General features: G+C 74.7%; 10 protein-coding genes. 5 read left to right on the forward strand and 5 right to left on the reverse strand.

The window, feature by feature from the left end:
* The first annotated feature begins 102 nt into the window (after positions 1–102).
* Together ACFV4G_RS03990 and ACFV4G_RS03995 are read left to right on the forward strand one after the other, a co-directional pair.
* The gene (locus tag ACFV4G_RS03990) at positions 103–1542 is read left to right on the forward strand and encodes a hypothetical protein (RefSeq protein WP_380436173.1); all 1440 of its coding nucleotides are present in this window, start codon (positions 103–105) and stop codon (positions 1540–1542) included.
* Positions 1543–1715: 173 nt separating this feature from the next.
* On the forward strand, positions 1716–2171 hold the full coding sequence (locus ACFV4G_RS03995) for a MarR family winged helix-turn-helix transcriptional regulator (RefSeq protein ID WP_380436175.1): 456 nt from the start codon (positions 1716–1718) through the stop codon (positions 2169–2171).
* Positions 2172–2240: 69 nt separating this feature from the next.
* Here the strand turns inward: ACFV4G_RS03995 and ACFV4G_RS04000 are convergent, their stop codons facing one another.
* From ACFV4G_RS04000 to ACFV4G_RS04020, 5 genes are all read right to left on the reverse strand, one after another.
* The gene (locus ACFV4G_RS04000) at positions 2241–2813 is read right to left on the reverse strand and encodes an ATP/GTP-binding protein (RefSeq protein ID WP_380436177.1); all 573 of its coding nucleotides are present in this window, start codon (positions 2811–2813) and stop codon (positions 2241–2243) included.
* 54 nt (positions 2814–2867) lie between these two features.
* Positions 2868–3248 carry a DUF742 domain-containing protein gene (locus ACFV4G_RS04005; RefSeq protein WP_380436179.1) on the reverse strand — a complete coding sequence of 127 codons (381 nt, stop codon included), beginning with the start codon at positions 3246–3248 and terminating at the stop codon, positions 2868–2870.
* A complete protein-coding gene (locus ACFV4G_RS04010; RefSeq protein ID WP_359957272.1) occupies positions 3245–3676 on the reverse strand; it encodes a roadblock/LC7 domain-containing protein in 432 nt (143 codons plus the stop codon). Before ACFV4G_RS04010 ends, ACFV4G_RS04005 begins: the two co-directional genes overlap by 4 nt.
* On the reverse strand, positions 3676–5985 hold the full coding sequence (locus ACFV4G_RS04015) for a sensor histidine kinase (protein WP_380436181.1): 2310 nt from the start codon (positions 5983–5985) through the stop codon (positions 3676–3678). Before ACFV4G_RS04015 ends, ACFV4G_RS04010 begins: the two co-directional genes overlap by 1 nt.
* 552 nt (positions 5986–6537) lie before the next feature.
* The gene (locus ACFV4G_RS04020; RefSeq protein ID WP_380436183.1) at positions 6538–7815 is read right to left on the reverse strand and encodes an acyl-CoA dehydrogenase family protein; all 1278 of its coding nucleotides are present in this window, start codon (positions 7813–7815) and stop codon (positions 6538–6540) included.
* A gap of 435 nt (positions 7816–8250) precedes the next feature.
* On the opposite strand from ACFV4G_RS04020, the gene ACFV4G_RS04025 reads away from it, so the two are divergent.
* From ACFV4G_RS04025 to ACFV4G_RS04035, 3 genes are all read left to right on the forward strand, one after another.
* The gene (locus ACFV4G_RS04025; RefSeq protein WP_380436185.1) at positions 8251–9303 is read left to right on the forward strand and encodes a GAF domain-containing protein; all 1053 of its coding nucleotides are present in this window, start codon (positions 8251–8253) and stop codon (positions 9301–9303) included.
* Positions 9304–9558: 255 nt separating this feature from the next.
* Positions 9559–11130, forward strand: a complete 1572-nt coding sequence (locus ACFV4G_RS04030) for a lipase maturation factor family protein (RefSeq protein WP_380436231.1) — start codon at positions 9559–9561, stop codon at positions 11128–11130.
* A 204-nt stretch (positions 11131–11334) separates the two neighbouring features.
* Positions 11335–13584 carry a hypothetical protein gene (locus ACFV4G_RS04035; RefSeq protein WP_380436187.1) on the forward strand — a complete coding sequence of 750 codons (2250 nt, stop codon included), beginning with the start codon at positions 11335–11337 and terminating at the stop codon, positions 13582–13584.
* Positions 13585–13688 lie beyond the last annotated feature (104 nt).

The raw sequence follows: 13688 nt of genomic DNA on the forward strand, positions 1-13688 counted from the left end.
GGGGTGTGGGGGGGGGGGGGGGGCCCCGGGGGGGGGGGGGGGGGGGGGCCCGCGGGGGCCGCGGGGGGGGGGCGGGCCGCGCGGGCGGGGGGGGCGGTCCCGGTGGCGACGCGGATCCGCGCGGCCCGCTCCGGCGCGCCGGACCACCGCCTCGCGGACCTCGTCGCCGATCTGCGCGAGCTGCTCACCCTCACCCGCCGCCTCACCGCGGACCCGGCCGCCGGCCCCGCCGCCGGTTCCGTCACCGGTTCCGCTACTGGTCCCGCCCGCGGCCCGGTCGCGGAGCTGCGCGGCACCGCCCGCCAGGCGTACGGCGACGCGGGCGGGCTGCGGCTCCACGGGCTGTTCGCCGAGCCGGTGCTGACGGCCACGCACGCGGGCGTGCTCAGCTGGGCGGTGGACGCGGGCGGCCGGCTCAGCACCGTCTCCGAGGTGCTGCCGTACGCCGACCCCGACGCGGCGGCCGCACAGGCCGTCGGGGCGGGCAACCGGGCGGTCCGGCTGGGCGACACCTCGCTGAGCCACCGCGAGTTCACGCGCGCCGGGCTGGCCGTCCAGGGCGCCACCAGATCGGCGAGCGGACGGCTCGGGGCCGGCGCCGCCGTGCGCGCCGTCCGGGCCGCGGGCGCGGCGTGGACGGCGGAGCCCGTCGCCGGCCTCTGGGCCGAACCGGTGGCCGCCCAGGTGGAGCGCGCGCTCGCGGCGCAGGCCGTCCCGTACGAGACGCGCCCGGCCGGGAGCGACCTCCTGTTCCTGGACGTCACCCTGCTGGGCCCGACGAGCGACGCTCCCACCGAGCACGCCCCGGCGAAGACGCCCGGGGGAGCACCACGCCTCCTGGCACGCTGCGGGGAGGACGGCCCGGTGGTCGCGCTGCGCGCCGCCCATGACCACCCGGGGCTCGCCCACCGCGCGAACCTGGCCCTGCTCGCCGCCGCCCCCGGCCTGCGGCTGCGGGTGATCGGCCGCCTGGAGCGCGCGGTCCGTCCCGAACTGCGGCTGCTCGCGATCGGCACCGCTGTGGCCGAGGCGTCCACCGACACCCCGGACGCCGGCCCGACCGACACCCCGACCAGCACCCCGACGCTCGCCCTCCCCGCCGACCGGGCCGGCCGCGTCAACCTAGGCCTGGAACGCCTTCAGGCCGCCGACGTCCCCGCGACCCCGGGCGTCCCCGCGACCCCGGGCGTCCCCGCGCCTCCCCTCGACCCGTCCGCCCACCCGCTGGACCCGCCCGCGCACCTGCTCGGCCGTCGGATCGAGCAGACCGTCACCTCCGGCCGGAGCGCCCTGACCCCGGGCACGAGCACGACCGCAGCCGACGGCGCCCGGCTGCGCGAGGCGGGCCTGACCACCGCCGCCGACCTCCTCGACGCGCTGCGCACCGCCGCGACCGACCACCGCCGCGACGTGTTCGGCCGCGTGCTCCCCGACGACCACAGCACGTTCACCACCGCCTGGCTGGCCGCCGCGCACTACACGGAGGCCCTGGCGACGGCCCTCTGCCAGGCGGCCTGGACCCCACCGGAGGCCCACGCATGATTCGCCGAGCCTGATTCCCCGGGCCTGATTCCCCGGGCCTGATTCCCTGAGCCGCCCACACCGGGTGCCCCGCGCCCGACACATAAGGCCAGGTAATTGCAGAAACAGGTAACCGGCGTCGGCTGTCATACTGAGCGGACGAGCGACCGAACCGCGCGAGAGGGAGTCGAGCCATGGGGATCCGTGACGACGCCGCCGAGATCCGGGCCGGCGGCTGGCGCACGCTCGCCGCGCTGCACGGGCTGATCGACACGGCGCTGGAGAAGGCGCTCCAGGCGGAGCACCGGCTCTCGGTGGTCGAGTACACGGTGCTGGACGCGCTGTCGCGCCAGGACGGCTGGCACATGCGGATGCAGCAGCTGGCCCGGGCGGCGGCGCTGAGCAGCAGCGCGACCACCCGGCTGGTGGCGCGGCTGGAGGGCCGCGGCCTGCTCAGCCGCTACCTCTGTCCGGACGACCGCCGCGGGATCTACACCGAGCTGACGCCGGAGGGCCGGGAACTGCTCGCCGCCGCCCGCCCGGTGCACGACGCCGCCCTGGAGGCGACGCTGGCCCGGGCGGCGGAGGTACCGGAGCTGGCACCGCTGGTCCGTGCGCTCGCGGCCCTGGAGACGCCCGCCTCCGCCTGAAACCGCACCCCACCCCGCCCGTCATTACCCCCACCCGTCATTACCCCCACCCGTCAGTACCCCCGCGCCTCAGCGCCGCCCGGCGAGGGCGTTGCGGTGGACGCGGTCGAGCAGGGCGAGCAGGAGCTCCTTGCTGGAGGCCCGTTCCCGTACGTCGCAGAGGACGACCGGCACCTCGGGCCCGAGGTCGAGGGCGTGGCGGACGTCCTCCGGGGTGGCGTCGCGGCGGCCGTGGAAGCAGTTGACGCCGATCGCGAAGGGGATGCCCCGTTGCTCGAAGAAGTCGACGGCGGCGAAGCTGGTTTCGAGCCGGCGGGTGTCGGCGAGGACGATCGCGCCGAGGGCGCCGAGGGCGAGGTCGTCCCACATGAACCAGAAGCGGAACTGCCCGGGCGTACCGAAGAGGTAGAGCACCAGGTCGTCGCGGACGGTGATGCGGCCGAAGTCCATGGCCACCGTGGTGGTGGACTTGCCCTGGACGCCTTCGAGGCTGTCGACCCCGATGCTGGCGCGGGTCATCCGCTCCTCGGTCTGCAGGGGTTCGATCTCGCTGACCGAGCCGACCATGGTGGTCTTGCCGACGCCGAAGCCGCCGGCGACGAGGATCTTGACCGCGCCCGGCACGAGGCTCTGGGTCGTCAATTCGGTCTCCTGGTAGGGGAGTGGGAGTTGCTGGGTGAGGGGGCCGCCGCCGGTTCAGAGCCGGCGGACCCCCTCGATCACGGCCTGGATCAGGGAGATGTCCGGCGCCTCGGCGAGCTGGACCGGGGCGCGGGTGAGGATCAGCCGGGCCTCGGCCAGGTCGTCGAGGAGTACCTTGACCACGCTCACCGGCAGGTCGAGCGTGGCCGCGATCTCGGCCACCGCCAGCGGCCGTTCGCGGCACAGGTCGATGATCGCGGCCGGTTCGGGGGTGAGCCGGCTGGTGTCGGTGCGGGGGTCGGCGGTGACCACGAGGGTGATCAGCGCGAAGCCGTCACGGACCGGGCCGGTGCGCCCGTTGGTGATCGCGTAAGGACGGACCAGGTGGCCTGCGTCCTTGTCGAAGAACCAGGCCTCGTCGGCGTCGGCGGTCACGCACCGCCACCCACGCCGACCTGGCCGGCGTCGCTGCGCGGCGCGGCGGTGAGGTACTGGCCGACCTGCTTGACCAGCATGTTGATCTCGTAGGCCATCAGCCCGGCGTCGACCTGCTCGCTGGTGAGCACGGCCAGACGGGCGCCCTGGCCGGCGGTGGTGACGAACAGGAACAGCTGGTCCATCTCGATCACGGTCTGCCGGACGCGTCCGCCGTTGAACCGGTGGCCGGCGCCGCGGGCGAGGCTCTGCAGCCCGGAGGCGACGGCGGACAGGTGCTCGGCGTCGGCCCGGTCCAGGCCCTGGGACAGGCCGACCAGCAGGCCGTCCTCGGAGAGGACGATGGCGTGCCGGGTCTCGGGTACCCGCGCCACCAGCTGGTCCAGCAGCCAGTTGAGGTCGCGCTGGGTGTCGGTGTGCTGCGTCATCACTGCTGTTCCTTGGCTTCCTTAGCGGCGGGAGGCGCGGCCGGTGCGGGGGGTGTGGTGGGTGCGGTCGGCGCGATGGGCGTGGCAGACGTGGCAGGTGTGGTGGGCGTGCCGGGTGCGGTCGGCGCGCCCGGCACGGGGTCGGACGCGCGGGCGGTCCGGGTGCCGCGCTGGATGGCGGCCATGGTGGCGCGGGAGCGCTGGGGGGACGGTTCGTCGGCGTAACCGCGAGCGCCGCCGCCCTGGGGACCATCGCCCCGGGAGCCGTCGCCCCGCCCGGCGTCCCCGAAGTCGCTGTAGACGCTCCCGTCGTCGCTCCCGCCGTACCCGGGGGCCGGGGGGGGGGGGCCGGGGCCGGTCGGGCCCGCCCCCCCCCCCGGCGCGGTGGGCGCCCCCCACAGCGCGGGGGGGCTGGCGTTTGGGTCCCCCAGCGGCAGGACGCGCGGGGTGCGCAGTTCGCCGTCCGGGTCGTGGGCGAACGGGGCGTCGGCCGCGCGCTCGTGGGTGGGCGCGATCCGGTCGGCGGACACGGTGCCGAGGTCGGACTCGACCGCGTCGCTCGCCCCACCTGTCCCGCTCGCCCCACCCGTCCCGCTCGACCCACCGGTGCCGTCGCCACCGAGGCCGTCGGCGTGGCTCTCGGCCATGTCGTCGTACGGGCGCGGGTACACGGGCCGGGGGACGACGACGGCGCCGGGCAGGCCGGGGATCGAGGCACCCACGGTCAGGCCGCCGTTGGCGGGCTGAGCGGCCTGCGCGTCGTCCCGGTCGTCGTCCACGGGGTACTGGGCGAGGAGCTCGCTGATGACGGAGCTGGAGCCGGAGCCGGCCCCGGCCCCAGAGCCACCGCCGACCGGACGCACCGGAAGCGCGGGAGGCGCGGGAGGCGCTGGAACAGCCGACGGCGCGGAGCCGACCGGCGGCGCCGAAGCGCTCGGAGGTATCGAGGACGCCGGGGGCACAGTCGGCATGGACGGCATGGACGGCATCGAGGGAACCACCGGTACCGCGGGCATCGAGGGCATCGAGGGCCCCGGGGCCACGTCCTCCAGCACGCCGAGGTCGTCCACCAACTCCCCGTCCAGCACGCCGAGATCGTCCGCCGCCGCCGGACGCGGCCCCGGCACGGGCGTGCGGGTGACGCGCGCGCCGGAGGGCAGCCCGGGCACCGCGGCCGGCTGCTCGGCCTTCTCCAGCAGCACGGCCGGTACCAGCACCACGGCCCGGGTGCCGCCGTACGGCGAGGGGCGCAGGGTCACCTGGATCTCGTGCCGGGCGGCCAGGCGCGCGACGACGAACAGGCCGAGCCGCAGGTCGTCGCCGAGCGCGGAGACGTCCAGCTCGGGCGGGTTGGCGAGGTAGTCGTTGAGCCGCTCGTACTCCTCCTCGCCCATGCCGAGGCCGCGGTCCTCGACCTCGACCGCGAGCCCCTTCGGGACCTCCTGCGCGGAGACCTGCACCTGGGTGTAGGGCGGCGAGAAGGTGGTGCCGTTCTCGATCAGTTCGGCGACGAGGTGGATGACGTCGGCGACGGCCTGCCCGCTGAGGGAGGCGCGCGGCACGCCCTGCACGACGACGCGCGAGTAGTTCTCGGTCTCCGACACGGCGCTGCGCAGCACGTTGACGACCGGAACCGCGTTGCGCCAGCGGCGGGCGGGCAGCGCGCCGCCGAGGATCACCAGGTTCTCGGCGTTGCGCCGCATGCGGGTGGCGAGGTGGTCGACGGCGAACAGCTCGCGCAGCAGCTCGGGTTCCTCGTGCTCGCGTTCCAGCGCGTCGAGCATGCTGATCTGCCGGTGGATCAGGATCTGGGTGCGGCGGGCGATGTTGAGGAAGACCTTCTTCGTGCCCTCGCGGCCCTGCGCCTGGTGGACGATCGCGGCGACGGCGGCCTGGCGGACGGCGGCGAGGCCGTCGGCGATCTGCTGCGCCTCGTCGCCGGTGCGCCGGGACGGGGACCAGGTCGGCGGCACGGGCACGGGCTCGCCGGAGCGCAGCCGTCCGACGACGGCGGGCAGTTCCTGCTGGGCGAGGGCGAGGGTGTCGGCGCGGAGTCCGGCGAGGCGGGCCGGCAGCGAGCGGGCCGCGCGGATGCCGCGGACCAGGCTGACCAGCAGGACCAGTGCGACGGCGGCGCTGCCGGCGGCGAGCGCGGTGTTCTGCCCGGCGTCGCGCAGCAGGTAGGCGGCGTAGCCCCAGGCGGCGGCGAGGCCCACGCTGGGGACCAGCACGAGGAGGAGGAGCGAGCTGCGGAGGGAGCCGGACCGGCCGGCGCGGTGGCCCGTGCGGGGGGCCGATATGCCTGGCATCTGATTCCTTGTTGCTGGGCCGAACGGCGGTTGTGCCCGCGCGCGGTCCGGCCGGGGCTTCGGGGCGCCACGGCCGGGGTTGCCGGACGGGGGTGACGCGGTGTCACGATCATGACGCGGTGTCACAGCGGTGACTCGGTGTCAGTGTCCGGGCGGGGTGCAGCACGGCCGCCGACGGCAGGAACGCTACCAGCCCCAGGTGCCCTCATCGCAACATCAACTGACGATATGTGACCGGCTGATGGCAGAAGCGAACACCCCCCGTCGGATGGTGCGGTGACGGATCGTCGCAGGTCGAACCGTTTTCCCGGTGAGGGGGACGGCTCCGCGGGAGGTCGGGGGATCCTTCCGCGGAGCCGTCAGGAACAGGTCAAACGTCGGTATGCTGAAGGGTCGGCCACAGAGGCATCGACGGAGACACCGACGGGGACGTCGACTGAGACGTCGGCAGGTTCATCGGCAGGGGCGTCGGCGGACGGTCGACGAGTGGGCGGACCGGCGAACAGGGGTGGTCGGTCCGATCGGGGTCGACGGCGGTGCCGGGCCCGGCCGCTATCCCGCCAGCGGCATCGTGATCACCTCTCCGCCGCGGCGCTCGGCCTCCTCCTCCAGCTGCGCCTCCCGCTGGGCCAGTTCGGTCCACGCCCAGCTGGCCGGCCCGGACAGTTCGGCCGACCACTGCTTGCCGTACGTGCCCGAGGCGATCTGCCCGAGCCGCAGCCGCTGGATGTCCGAGGTGCCGGCCGGCGGGTAGACGTGGGTGGCGTCCCGCTGGTAGCGCTCGATGTTGAAGTCGGTGTGCAGGCCGCGGGCCGCGTGGATCTCCATGGCGTTGCGCGCCGAGTCGAGCGCGTACTCGGTGTTGATGAGCTTGGCGTTCATCAGCTCGGCGTCGCAGGCCTTGCCGTGGTCGAGCAGGTGCGAGGCGTGGTAGGCGGCGAGCTTGGCGGTCATCAGCCGGGACTGCATCTCGCCGAGCTTCAGCGCGATGTTGGGCAGCTGGTTGAGCGGCTTGCCGTACAGCACCCGCTCCTCGGCGAAGCGCGCGGTGTCCTCGACGATCGCGACGTGGATGCCGAGGGCGACGGCGGCCAGGTTGAGCCGTCCGTAGAGCGTGGACGACGAGTAGGCGACGTCCAGGCCCTGGCCCTCGCGGCCGAGCCGGTTGCCCACCGGGACGCGGCAGTCCTCGAAGACGATCTCGCCGAAGCTGAAGCCGTGCAGCCCGCTCTGGGAGCCGCGGGTGCCGGTGCGGAAGCCCGGGCGGTCGCTCTCGACGAGGAACGCGGACAGCCCCCGGCTGCCCTGGTCGGTGCGCAGGACGACGCCGTGGACGTCGCCGATGTGGGAGTTGCCCACGAACCACTTGCGCCCGTTGAGGACGTACTCGTCTCCCTCCCGGCGCGCGGTGCCCGCCATGCCGAGCACGTGGCCGCCGGACTCCGGCTCGGTGACGGCGATGGTGGGCAGGGCCTCCCCGGAGGCGAACTTCGGGAGCCACTTGCGCCGCTGGGCGTCCGAGCCGTAGTGGAGGACCTTGGCCACGCCGAGCTGCGAGGCCTGGGCCACGGCGCCCATCGCACCGCTCACCCGGGCCAGTTCCTCGACGATGACGGTCTTGGCGAGGTGCCCGAGTCCCAGCCCGCCGAAGACCTGCGGGATCGTCACACCGATCCAGCCCCGGCGGGCGATCTCGCGCGACAGCTCGAACTCCACCTGCCGGTCGGCCTCCATTCTGGCCACGTGCGGACGTATCTCCTTCTCCGCGAACTCGCGCACCTCCGCCCGGAGGCTCTCGTGGCGCTCGTCGGTGAAGTAGTCCATGGTCATGCCGGGGTCCTCTCGTTTCGGGGTGTCGTGCCTCCGTCCGTGCCGTCGATGCCGCGCCGGCCGCCGCTGCGGTGGGGTGTGGGGTCGTGGGTGGCGGCCGGTTGCCCTCGTTCGCCCCTTTGCAACCGGTGCGTGCGGAACTCCGGCCGGGATCCCCGAGGGTTGGGGCTACCGTCCGTGTCTTCGGCAGGGCTCATTGTCATATGGGCATAAGGAAGTCACCCAGAGCCGATCTTGGATTGGCGCGAAAAAGATCGTCCGAATTTCGCTTGGTTTCGCCACGTGACCGGATGGGAAGTGATCTTCGTCCCCGCGGCAACCTGCCGAGCGGCCGTTCACATGCGGCTTTGACTGTCCATCAGCAACCAGAACCACCCGGCCCGGGGGCGCCGAACCCCCCGGATGTCTGATTACATGTGCGCCATGACTGATGTGATGAGCACTCAAGGCCAGTTCCCGGGTGCCGCCGGCGAGTCCGAGCGCACCCGCAGACTGCGCACCCTCGGTCTCAACGAACCCTCCGCGGACGAAGCCTTCGACCGCTTCGCCCACCTGGCGGCCAGCATCACCCGGGCCCCCATCGCGATGGTCAACTTCATCAACGACGAGCGCCAGATGTTCCGGGGGCTCTACATTCCGCCAAACTCCTCCGACACGGCCTCCGACGACGGCGCCTCCTGGGCCGACCGGGGCATCGCGTTCGACCTCCCCACGCGCGAGATGCCGCTGAGCCACGGCTTCTGCCCCCACGTCGTCGCCCAGCGCTCCCCGCTCGCCCTCGACGACATCCTCGCCTACCCCCGGTTCGCCGGGAACCCGGTCGTCGACGAACTCGGCGTGCGCGCCTACCTGGGCGCCCCGCTCGTCGACGACACCAACACCGTCATCGGCACCGTCTGCGTCCTCGACCGCGAACCCCGCCAGTGGGGGCGCGAGCGCCTGCGCGACATCCAGCACCTCGCCGAGGCCCTCCTCTCCGAGATCCGGCTGCGCGACACCCTGCTCGCCCAGCAGCAGGAGATGTTCGCCGCCTTCGACGGCTCGCCCTTCCCGATCATGCTCACCGACGGCCCCGGCCAGGAGATCCGCTACGCCAACGCCCAGCACGCCGAGACCTTCGGAGCCCCGGTGGCGTACGGCGCGGTCGGCGCCGCCTACCCGCAGCTCGGTGCGGCCGGCCTCCAGCAGGCCGTCGCCGAGGCTTACCACACCGGGCGGGCCACCGTCCTCGGCGACGTCCGGATCCAGTCAGGGCGCCCCGACCAGCGCGGGCAGCAGATCTTCAGCTTCACCTGCACCCCGATGCGCACCGCCCGCACCGGCCAGGTCAACGGTGTCCTCACCGTCGGCATGGACGTCACCGCGCAGTCCCGCACCGAGGAGGAGCTCGGCACGCTGGCCGCCCTCCTGGTCGACCGGCTCCAGCAGAACGGATCCGCCGGCCGCCCGGGCATCGCCGGGGAGAGCGGAATGGTCCTGCCGGGCTGAACGCCGAGCGGCCGTCCGCGGCACCGTCGAGATCACCGGACCGTCCAGTGGGGCGGGGCGCCTCTCACCCCCGAGGAGAGGCTCCCCGCCCCACTGCCGTCCGGGCCCGGACCCCAATCGTCCGTACGCCACCGCCTGCCGCCTGCCGCCTGCCGTTCGAACTCCGCCATCCGCCGCCACCGAGCGGGTGAACCGCCCGCCCCCGCCCGCCCGTTCGGGCCCGACCGGCCGCCCGCGGTGGTAGGCATGGGCCGCATGGACTGGTTCGCCGCCCCCGACTACTGGCCGAGCCGGCTGCTCGTCCAGCGGATGCTCGCCGGCCTCTACCTGATCGGCTTCCTCAATGCCGCGGCCCAGTTCCGCGCCCTGATCGGCGCCCACGGCATGCTCCCGGTGCCGCGCTTCACCGCCCGCGTCCCCTTCCGCCGGGCACCCAGCCTGTTCCACCTCCACTACAGCGACCGCTACTTCGCCGCCGTCGCGTGGACCGGAGCCGCCGCGGCCGCAGCCCTCGCCGCCGGACTCGGCGACACCCTCCCGCTCTGGGCCTCCCCGCTGCCGTGGGCCCTGCTCTGGGTCCTCTACCTCTCCATCGTCAACGTCGGCCAGACCTGGTACTCCTTCGGCTGGGAGTCGCTCCTCCTCGAAGCCGGCTTCCTCGCCGCCTTCCTCGGTACCGCCGACACCGCCCCGCCCGCCCCCGTCCTGTGGCTGATGCGCTGGCTGGTCTTCCGCGTCGAGTTCGGCGCCGGACTGATCAAGATCCGCGGCGACAGCTGCTGGCGCGACCTCACCTGCCTGCGCTACCACCACGAGACCCAGCCCATGCCAGGACCGCTCAGCTGGTTCTTCCACCACCTGCCCGACCCTCTCCACCGCGTCGAGGCCGCCGCCAACCACGTCGTCCAACTCGTCGTCCCGCTCGGACTCTTCCTCCCGCAGCCGGTCGCCACCTACGCCGCCTGCCTGATCACCGCCACCCAGCTGTGGCTGATCGCCTCCGGCAACTTCGCCTGGCTCAACTGGCTCACCATCGCCCTCGCCCTCGCCGCCGTCGACCCCGCCCGCATCGGCCTGCCCGTCCACACCCGCACCTACCCGGCCACCCCCGCCTGGTACGAGGCCCTCGTCCTCGCCCTCACCGCGACCGTCGCCGTCCTCAGCTACTGGCCCGTGCGCAACCTGCTCTCCCGCGGCCAGGTCATGAACCGCTCCTTCAACCGGCTCCACCTCGTCAACACCTACGGCGCCTTCGGCAGCATCAACCGCGTCCGCCAGGAGGTCGTCGTCGAAGGCACCGACGAACCTGTCCTCACCCCCGACACCGTCTGGCGCGAATACGGCTTCAAGGGCAAACCCGGCGACGTCCGCCGCCTGCCCCGCCAGTACGCCCCCTACCATCTACGGCTCGACTGGCTCATGTGGTTCGCGGGCATCTCACCCGGCTACGCCCGCCCCTGGTTCCTGCCCTTCGCCGCCCGCCTCCTCACCGGCGACCCCGCCACCCTGAGACTGCTGCGCCACAACCCCTTCCCCGACGCCCCGCCGACCCACGTCCGGGCGACCCTCCACCTCTACCGGTTCACCGGATGGCGCGAACTGCGGCGGACCGGAGCGTGGTGGCACCGCACCCCCCTGTCCGAATACCTCGCCCCCGTCGACCTCGCCGCCCTCGCTCGAGCCGGCCACCGCCCGCCCCCGGGCCACCGGCCACCGCCCGGTCGGCGCACCCGCACCGTCCCCCTCGACCGCCTCCGTCGCCCGGACGGCCGACACCACCACCCGCCCGGCCCCGCCGGCGGTCACCCGCCCGGACCTCCCGAGTAGCGCCCAGCCGGGCGTCATGGCACGCGACACCGGCCCGTCGGACGGTGGGTGCGTGCAAGGCTCGAACGGGCACCCGTATTCTGGGCGTCCACAACCGGCGGTTCGACCGCGCGCCCCCCGCCCCGGCCCCGGGGCACCCCGCGCGAACGGTCCGTCGCCCCCTCGCCGCCAGCCCCGCCGCCGTCGCCCAGAACCGGACCTCACATGACAGTGCTTCACTCGCGCAACGCCGACGCAGCCGACCCGGCGGACGTCGCCGACGCCGCAGACGTCAAGGACCCCCAGGACGCCGCCGCGGAGCCCGACCTCCGCGAGGACCTCGGCCGCTACGCCGAACTCGGCGCCTTCACCCTCACCACCGACACCCACGCCTGGTACGCGGCCCTCGACACCGTCGCCACCCCCGAGGACGCCCGCGCCGCCAGCAGCGCCCTCGCCGAACTGCGCGGCCACGACCTCACCCGGACCTGGGAGGCCGTCACCGCGCTCGCCGCCGACGCCAAGCTCGACGAACCCGACACCGTCGCCAAGACCGTGCTCCTCGTCGAACTCCTCCAGCGCGTCCACCGCACCTCCGGCACCCTGACGGCCGCCGCCTACGACGCCGACCTCGACGCCCTCACCGCCGCCACCGCCGACGGCGCCTGGCGCCGCGAGCGCGGCGTCAAGCTCTCCTGGCTGCGCGCCCGCGCCCTGCGCAAGCAGGCCGCCGCCCTCGCCACCGAGCGCCGCACCCGCCGCGAGGACCTCCACGAGGCCCTCGCCTCCGCCGAGGTCGAGCGCCGCGCCTGGGCCGCCCTCGCCCCCTCCGGCACCCTGCCCACCGCCCCCGGCGACGGCACCCTCGTCGAGCGCACCGCCCAGACCTTCGACGCGATCAACGCCGGCCTGCGCGAACTCGCCCGCGTCCTGCCCGACCACGACCTCGACGGCCTGCCCTTCGCCGAGCTCGTCGACCTCGTCGAGCGCCTCGCCGCCGACGAGGGCACCCTCTACCGCCTGCCCACCATCCACAGCCTGCGCACCACCCTGGAAGAGGCCGGACTCGGCGACCTGCTCGCCGAGCTCGCCGCCGCCAGGGCCGACCGCCGCGCCGCCGACGCCGCCTACGCGGCCCGCCAGGCCCTGGCCGGCGGCCAGCGCGACGGGCTGGCGGAGGCTCCTGCCGCGGCTGTCGTCGCGGAGGAGGCCGACGAGGCGGCCGAGGCCGTGACCGAGGCCGTGACCGAGGCCGTGACCGAGGCCGAGGCCGAGACTTCGGCGGAGCCGGTGGCCGAGGCGGAGGTCGAGGCGGAGATCGGGGACGAGCCGTCCGTCGTCTCCCTCCCGGCGCCGTCCCCGGCGGCCGACGACCTCGTGGCCGCCGCCGCTGCCGCGCTCGTCGAGACCGAGGACGCGCCGGTCGAGGCCGAGGAGCCGAAGGCCGTCGAGGAGACCGCCGTTGAGGCTGCCGAGGCCGCGATTGAGGTCGTGGAGCCGGAGGTCGTCGTGGCCGAGGTGGCCGCCGAGTCGGTGGAGGTCGCCGAGGAGACGGCCGTCGAGGCCGAGGCCGAGGCCGAGGCTGTCGAGCTGGAGGCGGTGGCCGAGGTGACCGCCGAGGCGGCCGTCGAGGCCCCGGTTGAGGTTGTGGAGCCGAAGGTCGTCGAGGAGACGGTCGTTGAGATCGAGGCCGACGCTGTCGAGCTGGAGGCCGTGGCCGAGGAGACCACCGAGGCCGCCGTCGAGGCGCCGGTTGAGGCTGTGGAGCCGGAGGTCGTCGTGGCCGAGGTGGCCGCGGAGTCGGTGGAGGTCGTCGAGGAGACGGTCGTTGAGGCCGAGGCCGAGGCCGAGCCCGCCGTTGAGGTTGCGGTCGCCGAGCCCGAGGCCGTCGTCGAGGCTCCCGCCGTGGTGGAGGAGGAGCCCGGCGTCGAGGCAGAGGCGGTGGAGCCGGAGACGACCGTCGAGGCCGAGCCCGAGGCTGTCGAGCCCGAGGCCGCCGTCGAGGCCGAGCCGGTCGCCGAGCCGGTCGCCGAGGTCGAGGCCGCCGCCGAGCCGACCCCCGAGGCTTCCCCCGAGCCGATCGCCGAGGCCCCGGAGGCCGTTGAGGCGCCGGTGGCCGTCGAGGCCGACGTGACGGGCGAGCCGGAGGCCGCCGTCGAGCCCGCCGCCGAGGCTCCGGCCCCGGTGGAGGAGGAGTCCGCCGCCGAGGCAGCGGCGGTCGAGGCGGAGGAGCAGCCCGTCGAGCCGGCCGCGTCCGCCGGTCGCCCGGCGAAGCCGGACTTCACGCCCGGGCGGCCCGTGACCGCCTACTCGGCGGAGGAGCTGCTGGCGGTCGTCCGCTGGGTGGACGGCGACGGGGTCGAGCGCAGCGAGGAGGAGCTGCTGCGCGCCGCGATGAAGGAGCTGGGCTTCGGCCGCCTCGGTCCGCGCATCAAGGAGGCGCTGGGCGCCGCCGTCACCGCCGCGCGCGGCTGACGGACCCATCGCAGTGGGCCGGGGGGGGGGCGGGGGCGGGGGCGGGCGCGGCGGGGGGGGGGGGGCGGCGGCGCGGGGCGGCGGGGGGGGGGGCGGGCGGGCGG

It is taken from the genome of Kitasatospora sp. NPDC059747 (genome assembly GCF_042732955.1).
Taxonomy (GTDB): Bacteria; Actinomycetota; Actinomycetes; order Streptomycetales; family Streptomycetaceae; genus Kitasatospora.

Coding starts and splice junctions, on each gene's coding strand:
- ACFV4G_RS04015 (WP_380436181.1), bottom strand. CDS start 5,985: ATGCCAGGCATATCGGCCCCCCGCACGGGCCACCGCGCCGGCCGGTCC.
- ACFV4G_RS04020 (WP_380436183.1), bottom strand. CDS start 7,815: ATGACCATGGACTACTTCACCGACGAGCGCCACGAGAGCCTCCGGGCG.
- ACFV4G_RS03995 (WP_380436175.1), top strand. CDS start 1,716: ATGGGGATCCGTGACGACGCCGCCGAGATCCGGGCCGGCGGCTGGCGC.
- ACFV4G_RS04025 (WP_380436185.1), top strand. CDS start 8,251: ATGAGCACTCAAGGCCAGTTCCCGGGTGCCGCCGGCGAGTCCGAGCGC.
- ACFV4G_RS04010 (WP_359957272.1), bottom strand. CDS start 3,676: ATGACGCAGCACACCGACACCCAGCGCGACCTCAACTGGCTGCTGGAC.
- ACFV4G_RS04030 (WP_380436231.1), top strand. CDS start 9,559: ATGGACTGGTTCGCCGCCCCCGACTACTGGCCGAGCCGGCTGCTCGTC.
- ACFV4G_RS04035 (WP_380436187.1), top strand. CDS start 11,335: ATGACAGTGCTTCACTCGCGCAACGCCGACGCAGCCGACCCGGCGGAC.